19 protein-coding genes are annotated in these 16997 nt (G+C 65.9%); 2 read left to right on the top strand and 17 right to left on the bottom strand.

Going from position 1 to position 16997, the window contains the following annotated elements:
- Positions 1-75: 75 nt before the first annotated feature.
- From HFL01S_RS15255 to HFL01S_RS15195, 13 genes are all read right to left on the bottom strand, one after another.
- Complete coding sequence (locus HFL01S_RS15255) at positions 76-372, bottom strand: ferredoxin family protein (protein ID WP_066260174.1); 297 nt, start codon at positions 370-372, stop codon at positions 76-78.
- Positions 369-1676 (bottom strand): FAD-dependent monooxygenase, encoded by a 1308-nt coding sequence (locus HFL01S_RS15250; protein WP_066260173.1) that lies wholly within the window; start codon positions 1674-1676, stop codon positions 369-371. Before HFL01S_RS15250 ends, HFL01S_RS15255 begins: the two co-directional genes overlap by 4 nt.
- A gap of 23 nt (positions 1677-1699) precedes the next feature.
- A complete protein-coding gene (locus HFL01S_RS15245; protein WP_174525247.1) occupies positions 1700-2824 on the bottom strand; it encodes an electron transfer flavoprotein subunit alpha/FixB family protein in 1125 nt (374 codons plus the stop codon).
- Positions 2825-2852: 28 nt separating this feature from the next.
- Positions 2853-3704, bottom strand: a complete 852-nt coding sequence (locus tag HFL01S_RS15240) for an electron transfer flavoprotein subunit beta/FixA family protein (RefSeq protein WP_066260169.1) — start codon at positions 3702-3704, stop codon at positions 2853-2855.
- A gap of 12 nt (positions 3705-3716) precedes the next feature.
- On the bottom strand, positions 3717-4058 hold the full coding sequence (gene nifW, locus HFL01S_RS15235) for a nitrogenase stabilizing/protective protein NifW (RefSeq protein ID WP_066260166.1): 342 nt from the start codon (positions 4056-4058) through the stop codon (positions 3717-3719).
- A gap of 5 nt (positions 4059-4063) precedes the next feature.
- On the bottom strand, positions 4064-4840 hold the full coding sequence (gene cysE / locus HFL01S_RS15230; protein ID WP_157538896.1) for a serine O-acetyltransferase: 777 nt from the start codon (positions 4838-4840) through the stop codon (positions 4064-4066).
- A gap of 17 nt (positions 4841-4857) precedes the next feature.
- On the bottom strand, positions 4858-6006 hold the full coding sequence (gene nifV / locus HFL01S_RS15225; protein WP_066260160.1) for a homocitrate synthase: 1149 nt from the start codon (positions 6004-6006) through the stop codon (positions 4858-4860).
- Positions 6007-6161: 155 nt separating this feature from the next.
- The gene (fdx, locus tag HFL01S_RS15220; RefSeq protein WP_066260156.1) at positions 6162-6497 is read right to left on the bottom strand and encodes an ISC system 2Fe-2S type ferredoxin; all 336 of its coding nucleotides are present in this window, start codon (positions 6495-6497) and stop codon (positions 6162-6164) included.
- Positions 6497-8368 carry a Fe-S protein assembly chaperone HscA gene (gene hscA, locus HFL01S_RS15215; protein ID WP_066260153.1) on the bottom strand — a complete coding sequence of 624 codons (1872 nt, stop codon included), beginning with the start codon at positions 8366-8368 and terminating at the stop codon, positions 6497-6499. Before hscA ends, fdx begins: the two co-directional genes overlap by 1 nt.
- Before the next feature lie 7 nt (positions 8369-8375).
- The gene (gene iscA, locus HFL01S_RS15210; RefSeq protein ID WP_066260151.1) at positions 8376-8699 is read right to left on the bottom strand and encodes an iron-sulfur cluster assembly protein IscA; all 324 of its coding nucleotides are present in this window, start codon (positions 8697-8699) and stop codon (positions 8376-8378) included.
- Between the two features lie 11 nt (positions 8700-8710).
- Complete coding sequence (gene erpA / locus HFL01S_RS15205; RefSeq protein ID WP_066260148.1) at positions 8711-9085, bottom strand: iron-sulfur cluster insertion protein ErpA; 375 nt, start codon at positions 9083-9085, stop codon at positions 8711-8713.
- 28 nt (positions 9086-9113) lie between these two features.
- Positions 9114-9548, bottom strand: coding sequence for a Fe-S cluster assembly scaffold IscU (gene iscU, locus HFL01S_RS15200; protein WP_066260144.1), 435 nt, complete (start codon positions 9546-9548; stop codon positions 9114-9116).
- A 21-nt stretch (positions 9549-9569) separates the two neighbouring features.
- Entirely contained in the window at positions 9570-10814 is a 1245-nt protein-coding gene (locus HFL01S_RS15195; RefSeq protein ID WP_066260142.1) for an IscS subfamily cysteine desulfurase, read from the bottom strand.
- Positions 10815-11107: 293 nt separating this feature from the next.
- Here HFL01S_RS15195 and nifA point away from each other — a divergent pair, with 293 nt between their 5' ends.
- Complete coding sequence (gene nifA / locus HFL01S_RS15190; protein WP_066260139.1) at positions 11108-12817, top strand: nif-specific transcriptional activator NifA; 1710 nt, start codon at positions 11108-11110, stop codon at positions 12815-12817.
- A gap of 7 nt (positions 12818-12824) precedes the next feature.
- Here nifA and HFL01S_RS15185 read toward each other — a convergent pair whose 3' ends face one another.
- The 3 genes from HFL01S_RS15185 to HFL01S_RS15175 all read right to left on the bottom strand — a co-directional run bounded on the left by HFL01S_RS15185 (position 12825) and on the right by HFL01S_RS15175 (position 14620).
- A complete protein-coding gene (locus HFL01S_RS15185) occupies positions 12825-13529 on the bottom strand; it encodes an alpha/beta fold hydrolase (RefSeq protein WP_157538895.1) in 705 nt (234 codons plus the stop codon).
- 87 nt (positions 13530-13616) lie between these two features.
- The gene (locus HFL01S_RS15180; protein WP_157538894.1) at positions 13617-14069 is read right to left on the bottom strand and encodes a hypothetical protein; all 453 of its coding nucleotides are present in this window, start codon (positions 14067-14069) and stop codon (positions 13617-13619) included.
- Positions 14066-14620, bottom strand: coding sequence for a hypothetical protein (locus tag HFL01S_RS15175; protein WP_066260135.1), 555 nt, complete (start codon positions 14618-14620; stop codon positions 14066-14068). Before HFL01S_RS15175 ends, HFL01S_RS15180 begins: the two co-directional genes overlap by 4 nt.
- 132 nt (positions 14621-14752) lie before the next feature.
- On the opposite strand from HFL01S_RS15175, the gene HFL01S_RS15170 reads away from it, so the two are divergent.
- Positions 14753-15937: a Fic family protein gene (locus tag HFL01S_RS15170; RefSeq protein WP_066260417.1), complete on the top strand. Its 1185-nt coding sequence runs from the start codon at positions 14753-14755 to the stop codon at positions 15935-15937.
- 319 nt (positions 15938-16256) lie between these two features.
- On the opposite strand, the gene HFL01S_RS25125 is transcribed toward HFL01S_RS15170, so the two are convergent.
- Positions 16257-16997, bottom strand: a 741-nt coding sequence (locus HFL01S_RS25125; RefSeq protein WP_218008636.1) for a hypothetical protein, incomplete at its 5' end; no start/stop codon positions are given.

Here is a 16997-nt window from a genome sequence, read left to right as displayed (position 1 = left end):
CCTACAAGGCTTGAAGCACCGCCGAGCTGTCCCTGGCCACGCAGGAGCCGCGCGGGCTTGGCCATGGCGTGGCTTTCAACCGAACTTGAACAGGATGCCGTGGCCGCCGCGCGGGTATTCCCAGGCGACGTTGGCGTGTTCGGTGCAGATCACGCGGCAGCTGCCGCACTCCAGGCAACCGTCGGTGATGAGGGTCACCGTGCGGTTGCCTTCGGCCTTGTAGCAGGCGGCCGGGCAGATGAAGGTGCAGGCCTGCGACTGGCAGTCGTTGCTGCAGACCTCGGCGTTCTTGATCTGGATGTGGGGCCGACCGTGGTCGACCTTGTAGCGGTTCTGGAAGAGTTTCTCTTCCACGTTGACAGCGGTGCTCATCGCGAAGCCCTCCAGATCTTGAATGCGTCGCCGACCAGGCCGGTCAGGCTGCGCTTGCTGCGGAAACTGCCCAGGATTTCCTTTTCCTTGGAATGCTTGTCCACACCGTCCACGGTGAAGAAGGTCTTGGCCGCGCGGTTGACCAGCTCGGGGTAGGCGGTGAAGAACTGCGGGCTGCTGTGCAGCACTTCGGGCAGCTTGCGGTACTTCTTCAGGTCCTTCATGACGAAGGACTCGTCCATCTTGTCCTTGTAGAGCTTCAGGTGGGCGGCGCTGGGCTCCTGGCCCGCGGCCTTCATCGCAATGACCGTTTCACCGGCCAGGCGACCGCTGGTCATGGCCAGGTTGGAGCCCTCGCGGTGCACCGCGTTGACGAAGCCGCCCGAGTCGCCCACGATCAGCCAGCCCGGGCCGTACAGGCGCGGCACTGCGTTGAAGCCGCCTTCGGGGATCAGGTGGGCGCAGTACTCCTTCATCTCGCCGCCCTCGATCATGGGCGCGATGCTGGGGTGCTTCTTGAGCTTTTCCAGCAGCTCGTAGGGCTTGGTGCGCAGCGGGTTGGCCTTGAAGTCGCTGAGCATGCAGCCCACGCCGATGGTGAGCGACTCCTTGTTGGTGTAGAGGAAGCCGGTGCCCACCATGCCCTCGGTCACCTTGCCCATCAGCTCGATGACTACGCCCTCGTCTTCCTTGATGTTGAAGCGCTGCTGGATCACGTCCTCGGGCAGGAACAGGATCTCCTTGACCGCCAGGGCCACGTTGCCCGCGTCCAGCTCGCCGTGGAAGCCGGCCTTGCGCGCCAGAGTGCTGTTCACGCCGTCGGCCAGCACCACCACGTCGGCGTACACCTCGCCACCCAGGCGGTCGCAGCGCACGCCGATGACCCGCTCGCCGTCGAGCAGCAGCTCTTCCACCGTGGTCTCGCAGATCAGCAGCGCACCGGCCTCGCGCACCTTGGAGCTGAACCACTTGTCGAACTGCGCCCGGATGATGGTGTAGCGGTTGTAGGGTGGCTTGTTGTAGTCGTCGCTGCGGTAGTGGGTGCCGACGAAGCTCTCGTCGTCCATCATCCACATGCGCTGCTCGATGATGTGGCGCTCCAGCGGTGCGTCCTCGCGGAAGTCCGGGATGATCTGTTCCAGCGCGTTGCTGTAGAGGATTGCGCCCTGCACGTTCTTGCTGCCCGGGTATTCACCGCGCTCGATCTGCAGGACCTTCAGGCCGGCCTTGGCCATGGTGTAGGCCGCGGCGTTGCCCGAGGGGCCCGCCCCGACCACGATCGCATCAAACTTTTCGTTGGACATCACAGATCTCCTTGGGGTCGGGGTTACGCAACCTTGCGGATGCGCTTGTCGAGGTGGGAACGGAAGGCCGCGGTCAGCACCGGCAGCACCTGCATCGCGTTGCCGACGATGCCGTGGTGGGCGAAGTCGAAGATGGGCGCGTTGGGGTCGGTGTTGATGGCCACGATCACATCGGACGCCTCCATGCCCACCCGGTGCTGGATCGCACCGCTCACACCGGCGGCGATGTAGAGCTTGGGCCGCACCGTCTTGCCGGTCTGGCCCACCTGCCGTTCGGCCTCCAGCCAGCCGGCCTGGGTGACCGCGCGGGTGGCGCCCACCTCGGCGCCCAGCACGCGGGCCAGGTCCCACACCAGCTTGCAGTTGTCGGCGTTCTTCAGGCCCTTGCCGGCGGTGACGATGATGTCGGCGTAGGCCAGGTTGATGTTGTTGCTGGTGGCGTCGGGGATGAAGGCCAGCAGCTTGGTGACGATGTCGGTTTCGACCATGCCCAGGTCCATGGTGATGATGTCGCCGCTGCGGCTTTCGTCGCGCGCCGGCATGGCGGCGGTGCGCGGGCGCATGGTGGCCATCTGCGGCCGGTAGGCCAGGGTCATGATGGTGCACAGCAGGCTGCCCCCGAAGGTGGGGCGGGTGGCGGCCAGCGCGCGGCCGTCGATGTTCAGCTCGGTGCAGTCGGCCGTCAGGCCAGTGCCCAGGGTGGTGGCCACCGAGCCCGCCAGGTCGCGGCCCATGGTGGTGGCGCCCAGCAGCAGGATCTCCGGTTGGTGCTTGTTCACCAGGTCGGTCAGCCCCTTGGTGAAGGGCTCGTTGCGGTAGCCCTGCAGCACCGGGTCGCGCATGAGGTAGCAGTGGTCAGCGCCGTAGACGTAGGCCTCCTTGGCGTAGTCCTCCAGCTTGTCGGACGGGCCGCCCAGCAGCACGCCGCTGACCTCCACGCCCAGTTTGTCGGCCAGCTTGCGGGCTTCGCCCATCAGCTCCCAGCTCACGCTGTGCACCTGGCCGCGATCGTGTTCGATGAACACCCAGACGCCCTTGTAGACCTTCAGGTGTTCGGGCAGTTCGGTGCTGCGGCCACTGCGGCCGGCGGTCTTGGCGGCGCCTGCGGCAGCGGCGGCGGCCATCTGGGGCTTGTCGGGTTCGGCCATGGTCTTCTCCTTCTGGTGCGTGCGGGGCTCAGGCGCTGAGACGGTCGACCGTCTCCTGCTCCAGCGTCGGGTGGGTGGTGAAAATCTTCTGCAGCAGGTTCAGGCAGACGTCGTTGACACTGGTGCCGTCGCCCACCTCCTGCATCTCGGCGCGCACGCTGCGGGCCTTGGGGGCAAACACCTTGCTGACGATGGTGGGACTGCCCTTGAGGCCGATCTTGGTTATGTCCTCGATGCCGGCGTCGTCCTTGCTCCACTTGCGCACCTGGCAGCGGCCGGCGCGCAGCATGTCGTCCATGGTCGCGAAGCGCATTTCGTTGGTGCCTTCGAGCATGGTGATCAGGCTGGGCAGCGTGGTCTGCAGGCGCTGCACGCCGCCTTCGGCGCGGCGCTCCACCGTCAGGGTCTGGCCGTCCAGGTCCACCTCGTTGATCTTGCTCACGTAGGTCAGCAAGTTCCAGCCCAGGCGCTTGGCGATGCCGGGGCCAACCTGGGCGGTGTCACCGTCGATGGTCTGCTTGCCGGTGAAGACCAGGTCCACCGCCTGCTCTGCGTGGATCTTGCGGATGGCGGCGGTCAGTGCGTAGCTGGTGGCCAGGGTGTCGGCACCGGCGAAGGCGCGGTCGGTCACCAGGATGGCGTCGGTGGCGCCGAAGCTGATGCACTTGCGCAGAGCGTCCTCGGCCTGCGGCGGGCCCATGCAAAGCATGGTGACGCGGCCGCCGAACTTGTCTTTCAGCCTCAGGGCTTCTTCCAGTGCGAACAGGTCGTACGGGTTGACGATGGCCGGCACGCCCTGGCGCATGATGGTGTTGGTCACCGGGTGGACGCGGATCTGCGCCGAGTCCGGGACCTGCTTGATGCAGACGACGATGTGCATGGTGGATTCCTTTCAGGCCACGGCGCGTTGCGGCAGGGACGCCTTGAGGTTGTCGATGGAGACGTGCTGCCGGCCCCCCACGTCCTGGAACACCTTGAAGACCTTCTCCTGTGCGGGCGTGGACTTCACGAAGTCGCCGTAGGCCTTGATGAGCAGCTGGCGGTAGGCGGTGAACAGGGCAACTTCGTTGTCCTGCGGCAGGTCGGCCGACTGCTGGCGCAGGTACTGGAAAAAGCGCTTGAGGATGTGCAGCCGGCTCACGTTGACCACGGCCTGGTCGAACGGGATGCCGAAGAACTGCAGGAAATCCTCGGCCGAGGACAGGGCCTTGAGGCGGGTCAGTAGGTCTTCCATGGTGGTCACTCCTGGTGAACGGTCACGCCGGTCTTGAGGTCGAACGAGGGCAGGGCGCAGGGGTCGTCGCATTGGCCGCAGGCGGCGTCGGCGCTGGCCAGGCCGGCGCCGGCGGCCTGGGCGCGTTCGAGCTGGGCCAGCCGGTCGAGCACGCAGGCCATGGCCTTGCCGACCGGGTCGGGAATCAGGTGGTGGTCGAGGTCGAAACCATGCGTGGTGCGGCGGCGCGGGGCCACCACGCGGCCCGGAATGCCGACCACCGTCGCGCCCGAGGGCACCGGCTCGATCACCACCGAGTTGGCCGCCACGAGCGCGCCGTCGCCCACGGTGATGGGGCCGAGAATCTTGGCGCCCGCACCCACCACCACGCCGTGGCCCAGCGTCGGGTGGCGCTTGCCCGGGTTCCAGGTGGTGCCGCCCAGCGTGACGCCGTGGTAGAGCGTCACGTCGTCACCGATCTCGGCGGTCTCGCCGATCACCACGCCCGCGCCGTGGTCGATGAAAAAGCGTTCACCGATGCGCGCACCGGGGTGGATGTCCACGTTGGTCAGCCAGCGCGCGACGTAGGAAATGAAGCGCGGCCCGAAGCGCCATCCGCGCGACCACAGCGCATGCGCCAGCCGGTACAGCGCCACCGCCTGCACGCCGGGGTAGATGGTCCACACCTCCAGCCGGTTGCGCGCCGCCGGGTCGCGCGCCAGCACGCAGGCCACGTCGCCGCGCACCAGCGACCACCAGCCGGTGCTGCGCTGGGCGGGGGGCGGGGCGGTGACAGCCAGCATCGGTGTCTCGTCGCGTTTCATGACGGGAAGCGGATGGCCGCGGGCTGCGATTCGCACAGGAAGCGCTGCAGCTCCTGCGGGGTCGGCTCGCGCTTGGCGTCCATCGCGTGCGCGCGGATGCGGCCTAGCAGGCGCCCGGTCAGGCCGTCGTCGTTCAGGGCCACGCCGATGGCTCCGTAGGCCATGCGCACCGCCTGCGAACCCGAGTGTTTGCCCAGCACGGTGCGGCGTTCGCGGCCCAGCTCGGCCGGGTCGAAGCTCTCGTAGGTGCTCGGGTTCTTGAGCAGGCCGTCGATGTGGATGCCGGATTCGTGGGTGAACACCGCCTCGCCGACGATGCTCTTGTTGAAGGCGACGGGCCGGCCCGAGGCCTTGGCGACGAGGCGCGAAATGTCCACCAGCGACTGGGTGGCCACGCCCGTGTCGCCGCCGTGCAGGTGGCGCACGCCCATCACGATCTCTTCCAGCGCGGCGTTGCCCGCGCGCTCGCCCAGGCCGTTGACGGTGGTGTTGGCGTGGCTGGCGCCGGCGCGCAGCGCGGCCAGGGTGTTGGCGGTCGCCAGGCCCAGGTCGTTGTGCGCGTGGATCTCGATCCGCATGCCGGGCAGGTCCTGGCGCAGGCGGGCGATGGCCTCGAAGGTGGAGAACGGATCGAGCACGCCCAGCGTGTCGGCAAAGCGCACGCGCGAGGCGCCGCAGCTCGCTGCGCGGCGTGCGATCTGCGCCATGAAATCCGGGTCGGCGCGCGAGGCGTCTTCCATGCCGAACGACACCTGCAGGCCGCTGGCCGCGGCGCGGGTCAGCACGCGCGTGACCTGCGCCATCACCTCATCGCGCGACTGGCGCAGCTTGTGGCGCAGGTGGATGTCGGACACCGGCATCGACAGGTGAATGATGTGTGCGTCGCAGCGCAGCGCCGCTGCGAGATCCGATTCGGTCATGCGGCCCCAGACCATCAGGCGGGCCGGCAGGCGCAGCGCGGCAATCGCGTTGATGCAGGCGATCTCTTCCTCGCCCATCGCGGGGATGCCGATCTCCATCTCCGGCACACCCGCGTCGGACAGGGCCCGGGCAATGGCGCACTTCTCTGCCACCGTGAAAGCCACGCCCGCCGTCTGCTCGCCGTCGCGCAGGGTGGTGTCGTTGATGACCAGGTGGTGTGCCATGTCGCGGTGTCCTTTCAGGGACCTCATCGCATAAGGCGTGCCACCTGTTTTGCGTGCGTTTTGTGTGGGTTTGAAGCCGCTTTGTGTGGCCGGGATGGCCGTGCTTCGGAGGCGGTGTCGGGAATGTGCCGTTTCGGACAGCCGACCCGCCGGTGTCACTTTTCGCGAGCGTGGTTGCGGGTGTGCTTGGGCAGTTCGACGACGAGATCGGCCTCGCGCAGCTTCACACAGCAGGCCAGCCGCGACTGCGCATCCAGTCCCCAGGCGTTGTCCAGCTGGTCGTTCTCTTCGTCGTCCGGCTCGGCCAGCGAAGCGCCGCCTTCGCGCACATGCACATGGCAGGTGGCACAAGCGGCCACCATGTCACACGCGTGCTCGATCGCCACGCCGGCCTTGAGCATGCTCTCGCACAGCGAGGCGCCGCGCCGGACGTCGAAGTCCTTGCCCTCGGGGCAGAGGTCGGGGTGGGGCAGGATGCGAACCAGGGGCATCAGAGGCTTTCGAGCGAGCGACCCGCCAGCGCCTGCTGGATCGAGGCGTTCATGCGCCGCGCGGCGAACTCGCCGGTGGCCGACGACAGCTCCGCGCTGGCGACGCGCAGGCCCTGCACGTCTTCTTCGGTCTCCAGCACATCGGCCAGCTTGAACATCACCTGGCGGATCGCTGCGACTTCGTCGTCGTTCAGCAGGTGACCGTCCTGCGCCAGGGCAGCATCGGTCGCGTCCAGCAGACGCCGCGCGTCGATCTGTGCCTCGCGCAGCGAGCGCAGCGCCATGTCCTTCGCGCCCGAGCCGATGGCGTCCTGCAGCATCGAAGAAATCTGTTCGTCGCCCAGACCGTAGGTGGGCTTCACTTCCACGTGTGCCTCCACGCCCGTGGTCTGCTCGCGCGCCGTCACCGACAGCAGGCCGTCGGCGTCGATCTGGAAGCTCACGCGGATGCGCGCCGCGCCGGCCACCGCCGGCGGAATGCCGCGCAGCACGAAGCGCGCGAGCGAACGGCAGTCGCTCACCGACTCGCGCTCGCCCTGCACCACGTGCAGGCTCATCGCGGTCTGGCCGTCCTTGAAGGTGGTGAAGTCCTGCGCCCGCGCGGTGGGCAGCGTGGAGTTGCGCGGAATGATCTTCTCCACCAGACCGCCCATGGTCTCGATGCCCAGCGACAGCGGGCACACGTCCAGCAGCAGCCAGCCGTCGCCACTCGCGTTGCCGGCCAGCACGTCGGCCTGTATGGCCGCGCCCAGCGCGACCACCTGGTCGGGGTCGATGTCGGCCAGCGGCTCGACACCGAAGAATTCGCGCACCGCGTCGCGTGCCACCGGCATGCGGGTCGAGCCGCCCACCAGCACCACGCCATCGATCTCGGCGGTGGACAGGCGCGCGTCGCGTAGCGCGCGTCTGGTGGCGCGGATCGTCTGGTCGATCAAGGCCTTGGACAGCTGGGCGAACTGCTCGCGGCTGAGGATGGCCTGCTGCGTCTCGCCACCGGCCAGCGCCACGCGCAGCGGCGTCGTCTCGTGGGCCGACAGCGCTTCCTTGGCCGAACGCGAGGCACCCAGCAGCGAGCGTTGGGCCGAGGGCGACAGCGCCTGCACACCGGCAATGCCGTGCTGCTGGCAGAACCACTCGGCGATCACGCGGTCGAAGTCGTCACCGCCCAGGGCCGAGTCGCCACCGGTCGCCAGCACCTCGAACACGCCGCGCGAGAGCTTGAGCACCGACACGTCAAACGTGCCGCCGCCCAGGTCGTAGACCACAAAGGTGCCCTCGGCCGCCTTGTCCAGGCCGTAGGCAATCGCCGCGGCCGTGGGTTCGTTCAGCAGGCGCAAGACATTCAGGCCCGCCAGCCGCGCCGCGTCCTTGGTGGCCTGGCGCTGGGCGTCGTCGAAGTAGGCCGGCACGGTGATCACCACGCCCGCCAGCGGCCCGCCCATGGCTTGTTCGGCGCGCACGCGCAAGGCGCTCAGGATGTCGGCCGAGACCTGCACCGGCGAACGCTCGCCCGCCACGGTCTGAATGCCGACCATGCCCGCACCGTCCACAAAGCGATAGGGCAGGCCCTTGGCTTCGCGCAGGTCGCCCAGCGTGCGGCCCATGAAGCGCTTGACCGAAACAATAGTGTTCTGCGGGTCTTCAGCCTGCTGGGCCTGCGCCGCATGCCCGACCACCGGTTCGCCATCGGCAAAGTAGCGCACCACCGACGGCAGCAGCAGCGCCCCGGCCGCGTCGGGCAATGCCCGCGCCTGCGCGCTCTGCACGGTGGCGATCAGCGAATTGGTCGTGCCCAGATCAATGCCCGCCGCCAGCCGGTGCTGGTGGGGAGCGGCCGAGCGGCCCGGTTCAGCGATCTGGAGCAGGGCCATGGTGTGTTCAGACCGCGAAGCTTTCGCCGCAGCCGCAGTTGTTTTTCGCGTTCGGGTTGTTGAACTTGAAGCCCTCGTTCAGGCCTTCGCGCACAAAGTCCAGCTCGGTGCCGTCGAGCATGCCCAGGCTGCGCGGGTCCACGATGACCTTCACGCCGTGGTTCTCGAAGCACTGGTCGTCGGCGTTCATCTCGTCGACGAACTCCAGCGCATAGGCAAAGCCCGAACAGCCGCTGGTCTTGACCGCCAGCCGCAGGCCCAGGCCCGAGCCGCGCTTGAGCAGCGACTTCTCCACATGCCGCGCGGCGGCGGGGGTGAGTGACACGCTCATGGCGACCTCCGTCAGACCGAGAACGAACTGCCGCGACCGCAGGTGGTCTGCGCGTTGGGGTTGTGGATCACGAAGCGCGAACCTTCCAGTCCGTCCTCGAAGTCCACCCGCGCGCCCAGCAGGTACTGCTGGCTCATCGCGTCCACCACCAGCGAAACACCTTCGGTCGAGACCACGGTGTCGTCTTCGGCCACCTGGTCGTCGAACACGAAGCCGTAGGAGAAGCCCGAGCAGCCGCCGCCCGTGACGTACAGGCGCAGCTTCAGCTCGGGGTTGCCTTCTTCCTCGATCAGCTCGGCCACCTTGGCGGCGGCCTGCGGCGTGAAGTCGAGCAGGGCGGGGATGGGCGCCGCTTCGGCGACGACGGCTTCGGACACAGCGGACATGGCATTTCTCCTCAGGAGTGTTTCGGCCTCAATGGCCGCGGGGTTCGCAGGCGTCCTTTTCCACCACCGTGTCGGTGGCGGGGCTTCCGTGGCGCGAGCGGTAATCGGACACGGCCGCCTTGATGGCGTCCTCGGCCAGGATGGAGCAGTGGATCTTCACGGGCGGCAGCGCCAGCTCCTCGGCAATGGTCGAGTTCTTGATCGCCAGCGCCTCGTCCAGCGTGCGGCCGCGCACCCATTCGGTCACCAGCGAGCTGGACGCAATCGCCGAGCCGCAGCCGTAGGTCTTGAACTTCGCGTCCTCGATCACGCCCTGCGCGTTCACGCGGATCTGCAGCTTCATCACGTCGCCGCAGGCGGGCGCACCCACCATGCCGGTGCCCACGCTGTCGTCGTTGGCATCGAACGCGCCGACGTTGCGGGGGTTCTCGTAGTGGTCGACGACCTTGTCGCTGTAAGCCATGGTGCTGCTCCGTTCGTTAAATCAATGCTCGGCCCACTGGATCGTGGACAGGTCGATGCCGGCCTGCACCATGTCCCACAGCGGGCTCATGCTGCGCAGCCGTGTCACCACCTCGGTGACCTGCGCGATGGTCGAGTCGATCTCTTCGGCGGTGGTGAAGCGGCCGATGGAAAAACGCACCGAGCTGTGCGCCAGCTCATCCGTGCGGCCCATGGCGCGCAACACGTAGCTCGGCTCCAGACTGGCCGAGGTGCAGGCCGAGCCCGACGACACCGCCACACCCTTGATGCCCATCAGCAGCGACTCGCCTTCGACGTAGTTGAAGCTGGCGTTCAGATACCCGCAGGCGCGGTGCACCGGGTCGCCGTTGAGTTCGACGCATTCCAGTTGGGAGATGCCGGCCCACAGCCGTTCGCGCAGCGCGGTGATGCGGGCGTTGTCGCTCGCCATCTGTTCGCGCGCCAGCCAGAAGGCCTCGCCCATGCCCACGATCTGGTGCGTGGGCAGCGTGCCCGAGCGCATGCCGCGCTCGTGGCCGCCGCCGTGCATCTGCGCCTCGATGCGCACGCGCGGCTTGCGGCGCACATACAGCGCGCCAATGCCCTTGGGACCGTAGATCTTGTGTGCCGAGAGTGAAAGCAGATCAACCGGCAACACGTCCAGATCGATCACCACCTTTCCAGCTGCCTGCGCTGCGTCCACGTGCAGCAGCACGCCCTTCTCGCGGCAGATCGTGCCGATGGCGGCGATGTCCTGGATCACACCGGTCTCATTGTTCACGAACATGACCGAGGCGAGCACCGTATCGGGGCGCAGCGATGCCTTGAACAGGTCCAGATCGAGCAGGCCGCTGGGCAGCACCGGCAGCACCGTCACTTCATAGCCTTCGCGCTCCAGCTCGCGCATGCTGTCCAGCACCGCCTTGTGCTCGGTAGCCACCGTCACCAGGTGCTTGCCCTTGGCCTTGTGGAAGTGGGCCGCCCCTTTGATCGCCAGGTTGTTCGACTCGGTCGCGCCGCTGGTCCAGACGATCTCGCGCGGGTCGGCGTTGATCAGCGAGCAGACCTGTTCACGCGCCAGCTCCACCGCCTCTTCGGCCACCCAGCCGTAGGCGTGGGAACGGCTGGCGGGGTTGCCGAACTGTTCCGTCAGGTACGGCCACATCTTGCTGGCCACGCGGCGGTCCACCGGGGTGGTGGCGGCGTAGTCCAGATAGATGGGCAACGCGCTGCGGGCAGGTGCTTGTGGGCGGCTGGTGTCCGGCATGGCAGGCTCCTGGCATTGATGGGTTGCAGCCCCTTTTGCAACGTCTGTGCCATGGGTCTGTGGCCATCAGAACGGCGGTTTTGGCGGGTTTTGTGTGGGCTTTGTGCCGCGTGAACACCGTTCGTCGCCATCTGCCGTGTCGGGTTTGTTGCAAAGCCTGCGACACGCGATATCGGCACGTTTTTTGCACCGCAGCAAGCCCAAGGTCGTCACTTTGCGGTGGAGTCCCACTGCTGGTGCAAACCCACGAACGGCCCGGAGATGGGAGTCCCATCGTGAACACATCACCTGTCATGCTCCGGCGCGAGCTGGACGCCGTCTACGAAGTCAGCAAGACGCTGGCCACCTCGCTGGATGTCCACAAGACCTTCCGCGAGGCGCTCAACTACCTCACCCACGCCTTCGACTGGCGCCGCGCCTTCGTGGTGGTCGCGGAGGCCGAGGGCAGACTCAGCGGCCTCTGCGCCATCGGTCTCACGCAGGCCGAGCAGCAGCGCCTGCAGTTCGAATCGGGCGAAGGCATCGTCGGCCACGTGTTCGCCAGCGGCGTGCCCGCCACCGTGCCCGACGTGCGCGCCGAGCCCCTGTTCCTCAACCGCACCGGCGGTGCCGACCAGAGCCCGGGCATCCCCGTGGCCATGCTCGCCACCCCGATCCGCGCCGACCACCGCACGCTGGGCGTGCTGGTGATCGACTGCCTCAACCCCGAGGAGCGCCGCGTGTTTGCCGACGACCTGCGCCTGCTGCGCATGGTCGCCACGCTCATGGGCCAGGCCCTGCTGCTCCACCGCAGCGTCACCGCCGCCCACGAAACCCTGCAGGACGAAACCCGCCGCATGCACAAGGCCCTGGGCATGGGCAGCGGCCAGCGCAACAAGATCGAGCAGGTGGTCGGCGTCTCCGGCCCCATGCTCAAGGTGTTCGAGCAGATCGAACAGGTCGCGCCCTCGCGCACCACCGTGCTGCTGCGCGGCGAAAGCGGCACCGGCAAGGAGGTGATGGCTCGCGCCATCCACAGCCTCTCGCCGCGCGCCAAGGAACCCTTCGTGGGCGTCAACTGCGCCGCGCTGACCGAAAGCCTGCTGGAGAGCGAACTCTTCGGCCATGAAAAAGGCGCCTTCACCGGCGCCCAGGGCCAGCGCAAGGGCCGCTTCGAAATGGCCCACGGTGGCACGCTCTTCCTCGACGAAATCGGCGACATCTCCGCCTCGTTCCAGGCCAAGCTGCTGCGCGTGCTGCAGGAACGCAGCTTCGAGCGCGTGGGCGGCGGCGCCCCGGTGAAGGTGGACGTGCGCCTGATCCTCGCGACCAACCGCAACCTTGAGCGCATGGTGCAGGCCGGCGAATTCCGCGCCGACCTCTACTACCGCATCAACGTCGTCAGCATCCAGCTGCCGCCGCTGCGCGAGCGCCGCGAAGACATCCCCGCCATGGCGCAGCACTTCCTGGAACGCTTCAACCGCGAAAACGCCAAGGCCACCAAGTTCAGCCCGGAGGCCATGCGCGTGCTCACCAGCTGCTACTGGCCCGGCAACGTGCGCGAGCTGGAAAACTGCGTCGAGCGCACCGCCACCATGGCGCACAACGACGTGATCACCGACCTGGCCTTCCCCTGCCGCGACAACCGGTGCCTGACGCAGGTGCTGCACCACATCGAACGCGAAGACGCCGTGCGCCCCAGCCGCCTGGCGGAAATCCCGATCACCGAAATCCCCACTGCGCCGCCGCCGCGCCAGCCGGCCTACTTCGGCGGCGGAGGCGCCGATGCGGGCGACTCGATGCCGGCCGACCTGAGCGACGCCACCTCGCTCGGCGCGCCCTCAGCGCCAGCCGCGTCGCTGGCCCGCACCGACGACAAACCCGAAGGCGAACGTGAGCGCCTGGTCTGGGCCATGGAACGCTGTGGCTGGGTCCAGGCCAAAGCCGCCCGCCTGCTCAAGATCACGCCCCGGCAGATGGGCTATGCGCTGCAGAAGCATGGGATTGAGGTGAGGAAGTTCTGAACGGCCTTCATTGCCGGTCCGCGTTCAGCGCACCGGCAATGAAGGCTTCTATTCGCTCCGCAGCTGCGGCCGCCTGGGTTTGAAGAAGAAAGTGCGGACCAGGCAGCGAGGCGATATGAGTCTGTGGGCAAAGACGTTGCACCTCTGCGGCGCAACGGATCGGAATAACCCGGTCCTCATTGGCCTGCAGGTAGAGAACCGGACAACGGACGGTGGCAAGACTGTTGCTGGCGTCGGCTGACAACGCAGCAGCTGCACGGTGGCGCATGACCCCCGGGTCCACGCTCGAAATCGCCTCGGCCAGCGCGCGGCGCAGTGGCGGCGTCGCGTGTTTTCCCATGAGCGCGAAGCTCAGAGGTCCCAAGGCCAATGCAGGGTTGGGGAGCAGGCGGGTCAACGGACGGAACGGTGCAAGGACCGGACGGGGTGTACGGACGAAAGAGCAGGCGAGGATGAGAGCCCGCAATCCCGGTGGGTTTCGACCGGCCAACAGGGTGGCGATCGGGCCCGAGAACGACTCGCCGAGCAGCACGTAGTCGGTCGCGGTCGGGAGTTGCTTTTCAACCAGCTCGACCAGCTCGGCGTAGCCGAGCCGTTCATTGGACGGGTAGGTGATCACCACCGGTTGTATTTCCGGCGAAAGCGCTTGCAACAACGGTGCGAACAACGCCCCGGTGCCGTCCATGCCGGGTAGAAGAACCAGTGTTGTCATGGGGATGGATCGCGCTGTACCAGATAGGCTACGTGTAGCAGAAGCATGAGATTGAGGTGTTGAAGTCCTGACAACCTTGATGTGCTGTCAGTCGTCAACGTGGAGCGGTCGGACCTTCGTCCCTTCCACTTGGACGAAAAAGACCGCATCTGGCCACAGCTCGCCCTTGAACGCGTACACGAGAACGATCTCGCCGGACCGCTGAACCTCCACCCCTTCCAGTTGCAACTGCGCCCACAGCATTTCGGGCGCAGTCGGGTACTCGTCCTCCCAAAGGGGTTCATCCAGATACGGTTGCCACAACGAGAAGAGGGCGCCACTCAATGACAACGTGAGTGCGGAGTAGTTGCCCAGACAAGCCAGTACCGCCAACCCAACGGCCTCGTTGGGCGCGTCACCTGCACCGTCAATTCGGAGCCAGATGCTTTGCATGCCGTCCGGCCCAGCGACGCTACCGCTCCAGCCATGCCGGTCCTGCGTCAACAAACCGAGGTTCGGATCGCTCACCTGCTTTCGGCTTGATTGGCCAAAGAGTCTCATGTGGCACCAAACTCCGCCTTGATCGACTCCGAACTCAGCCGCCAGATCATCCAGGCCGACACCGCCGAAAAGCCCAGCGCCATCGCAATCGAAACCGTCCACATCGTCGAGGCCATGCTCTCGAACTGCTGGCGGAACTCCGGCGGCGCGTCGGTCGAGACCGGGATGGACGACAGGAACGATTGCTGGACGTACAGACCGCCCAGGTTCATCACGATGCTCAGCGCCAGCAGCGCAATGACCACCAGTCGTGCCCATTCCCTGCGTTGGAGCAGACCGATGCCCGAGGCCAGCGCCAGCACCGTCAACAGCCAGAACGCCACGAACACGGCGCGCATGTGTTCCATCATGAAGAGTGCGAACGCGGGAATCTGCTCGGCCTCCGGCCCGGACGGCAATGTCATCTGGTCCATGGGCAGCATGGTGAACACCAGAATGCTCTGCAGCGTCGACATGAGCACACCCAGCGCCGACGGCACGATCATGAGCCAGGCCAGCGTGGTCACGAAGCTGGAGCGCGGGGCGGGGACGGTCGGGTGGATGGGTGACATGGCTTCCTCCTGTGGCTGGGTTTGTTGTGGATGGCGCATGGTAGCCAGTGGGCTTGGGCGCACGGGGCGTTGCGGCGAATGGCATGCATATTCGCCGCACAAAAAGCGGCGAATATGACGCACAATCGCCGCATGTTTCCCGACAAACCTCAACGCCGCCGCACCTACCTCTGGCAGCGCCCCGACTGGCCGCAGTGGCGGTTTGACGCGGCGGCGCTGGCGCCTGCGCTGGCCCAGGTGCACCGCGCGCAGGGCCATCTGGCGGGGCGCATGGCCGAGCTCGGGCTGGCCCAGCGCGACCAGGCCACGCTGCAGGCGCTGACGCAGGAAGTTGTCACCACCAGTGCCATCGAAGGCGAAGCGCTCAACCTCGACGCGGTACGTTCCTCTATCGCCCGCCGGCTTGGCGTGGACATCGGCGCGCTGGCCCCCGCCGACCGCCACGTAGACGGCGTGGTGGACATGGTGCTCGACGCAACCCAGCACCATGCCCAGCCGCTCACCGCCGAGCGCCTGTTCGGCTGGCACGCGGCCCTGTTCCCCACCGGCTTCAGCGGACCCGTTCGCATCAAGGTTGGCCAGTGGCGAAACGACGCGGCCGGCCCCATGCAGGTGGTGTCCGGCCCCGTGGGTCGGGAGAAGGTGCACTACGAGGCACCGCCCGCCGCCGCGTTGCCCGCCGAAACCGCCGCCTTCCTGCAGTGGTTCAACGCCGCCCCGGCCGGCGACCCCCTCGTCCACGCCGGCCTGGCCCACCTGTGGCTCGTCACCCTGCACCCCTTTGATGACGGCAACGGCCGCATCAGCCGCGCCGTGGGCGACATGGCGTTGGCACGCGCCGAGGGCACGGCGCAGCGCTTCTACAGCCTCAGCGCCCAGATACAGCGCGAGCGCAAACAGTATTACGACCAGCTCGGAACCACCCAGCGCGGCACGCTCGACGTGACGCCGTGGCTCGGCTGGTTCCTGGCCTGCCTGCTGCGCGCCGTGCAGGGCGCCGACGGCCTGCTGGCGGGCGTGCTGGACAAGGCCCAGTTCTGGCAGCGCTGGGCGGGCACGCCCATGAATGCGCGTCAGACGCTGGTGCTGAACCATGTGCTGGACAGTGCGCCGGGCGACTCGCCCGGCAAGCTCACGAATGCGAAGTGGGCCGCGATTGCCAAGTGCTCGGCGGACACCGCGCTGCGCGATATCAACGATCTGCTGGCGCGGGGCGTGTTGCGCAAGCTGGAGGGCGGGGGGCGGAGTACGGGGTATTCACTGAACGGGCGGCCACGTTGCATCACCGTTCAGGACTGCGCAAGGTCAGGCAGCTGAGCACTGCAAGAGTACTGGGTTCGTGCAGGAACACCTTGACTATCAAGCCAGTGAACGCGGACTTTGTCACTCGCCTTCATCGGAAAAAGGCGGATCCCCTGCATTCCAATCGTGTGTCCTCGGCAACTTGGAGGCAACGTCTCTAGAAGACGCTGCCTCCAAGCGGACTGCTTTGGTTCAGATCAACATCTTACGATCCTGATCAGTATTCAACGCTCATTTGCCTATTGAACCTGCGGGCAGGACTCTAAGCAAACTTGAGTTGTCTGGAGTTGGCCAAAAACTGGCCATGCAGAAGATCCTCGAACAGTATGCCTGATCAATAGGGCGTTTTCAACTCTTTTCTTCTGAGTACATCTGAAACATCTATCTCTTGGTTCCAGTTGAAGAACCACCGGCTTCTTTCGGCGACTTTTTGAAACTTCGTGACCCTAGTGCCGAGATTGTGGGTGGCTACAAAATGTCCCAATGCTGACTTGATGACCTCTTGCCTTTGCGCTTTCGAAATGACAGGGCATGTGGATATATCAAGCAACAACATCACTAACTCTGTTTTGATTTTCCAGTTTGGACTCTGTTTGAACAGAAGTGCAACATGGGTTGTTAGCAAATTCGTGATGTCATCTGACTTTAGAGTTCTGCTGTTCACATAAATGGAGGATACAATCTGAAAATACCCAAACTCCTTTGGGATTGAGAATAGTCCGTTTTCTAAGCGAAATCCAAGTGCCTTCGAGAAAGTCAATTGATTTAGTTGGTATTGAGGGCCTAGGGTGCAATGAACGAACAGTAGGTTAATGGCCTCAATATTGTCTTCGTTGTTTTCACCAAGATCGGCAATGAATTGTTCAATTTCTTGGGATATCATCCCGAGCAGGCGTTGCTGAGCCCCGGGAGGAAGCATCTTTGCATAGTCGATGATCAAGAGCAATATTTCGGATACTAAGTATGTTTGCCGTACTCTGGGGCTACTAGAGTAAAAGAAAAAGATTGTGCTAACAATTGCAATTAGGAGATTCAAGGACCATTCGATTCGTGGTGCAAAAAGGCTTGCAGCATC

Origin of the sequence: Hydrogenophaga flava NBRC 102514 (assembly GCF_001571145.1) — a bacterium.
Classification (GTDB): Bacteria; Pseudomonadota; Gammaproteobacteria; order Burkholderiales; family Burkholderiaceae_C; genus Hydrogenophaga; species Hydrogenophaga flava.
Note: the sequence above shows the minus strand (reverse complement) of the source record. Positions and strands in the feature narration are given on the sequence as shown.

Excerpts from the sequence above, each read along its gene's own strand:
- HFL01S_RS15255 (WP_066260174.1), bottom strand. The coding sequence starts at position 372 with ATGAGCACCGCTGTCAACGTGGAAGAGAAACTCTTCCAGAACCGCTAC.
- HFL01S_RS15250 (WP_066260173.1), bottom strand. The coding sequence starts at position 1,676 with ATGTCCAACGAAAAGTTTGATGCGATCGTGGTCGGGGCGGGCCCCTCG.
- HFL01S_RS15245 (WP_174525247.1), bottom strand. The coding sequence starts at position 2,824 with ATGGCCGAACCCGACAAGCCCCAGATGGCCGCCGCCGCTGCCGCAGGC.
- HFL01S_RS15240 (WP_066260169.1), bottom strand. The coding sequence starts at position 3,704 with ATGCACATCGTCGTCTGCATCAAGCAGGTCCCGGACTCGGCGCAGATC.
- nifW (WP_066260166.1), bottom strand. The coding sequence starts at position 4,058 with ATGGAAGACCTACTGACCCGCCTCAAGGCCCTGTCCTCGGCCGAGGAT.
- cysE (WP_157538896.1), bottom strand. The coding sequence starts at position 4,840 with ATGCTGGCTGTCACCGCCCCGCCCCCCGCCCAGCGCAGCACCGGCTGG.
- nifV (WP_066260160.1), bottom strand. The coding sequence starts at position 6,006 with ATGGCACACCACCTGGTCATCAACGACACCACCCTGCGCGACGGCGAG.
- fdx (WP_066260156.1), bottom strand. The coding sequence starts at position 6,497 with ATGCCCCTGGTTCGCATCCTGCCCCACCCCGACCTCTGCCCCGAGGGC.
- hscA (WP_066260153.1), bottom strand. The coding sequence starts at position 8,368 with ATGGCCCTGCTCCAGATCGCTGAACCGGGCCGCTCGGCCGCTCCCCAC.
- iscA (WP_066260151.1), bottom strand. The coding sequence starts at position 8,699 with ATGAGCGTGTCACTCACCCCCGCCGCCGCGCGGCATGTGGAGAAGTCG.
- erpA (WP_066260148.1), bottom strand. The coding sequence starts at position 9,085 with ATGTCCGCTGTGTCCGAAGCCGTCGTCGCCGAAGCGGCGCCCATCCCC.
- iscU (WP_066260144.1), bottom strand. The coding sequence starts at position 9,548 with ATGGCTTACAGCGACAAGGTCGTCGACCACTACGAGAACCCCCGCAAC.
- HFL01S_RS15195 (WP_066260142.1), bottom strand. The coding sequence starts at position 10,814 with ATGCCGGACACCAGCCGCCCACAAGCACCTGCCCGCAGCGCGTTGCCC.
- nifA (WP_066260139.1), top strand. The coding sequence starts at position 11,108 with ATGCTCCGGCGCGAGCTGGACGCCGTCTACGAAGTCAGCAAGACGCTG.
- HFL01S_RS15185 (WP_157538895.1), bottom strand. The coding sequence starts at position 13,529 with ATGACAACACTGGTTCTTCTACCCGGCATGGACGGCACCGGGGCGTTG.
- HFL01S_RS15180 (WP_157538894.1), bottom strand. The coding sequence starts at position 14,069 with ATGAGACTCTTTGGCCAATCAAGCCGAAAGCAGGTGAGCGATCCGAAC.
- HFL01S_RS15175 (WP_066260135.1), bottom strand. The coding sequence starts at position 14,620 with ATGTCACCCATCCACCCGACCGTCCCCGCCCCGCGCTCCAGCTTCGTG.
- HFL01S_RS15170 (WP_066260417.1), top strand. The coding sequence starts at position 14,753 with ATGTTTCCCGACAAACCTCAACGCCGCCGCACCTACCTCTGGCAGCGC.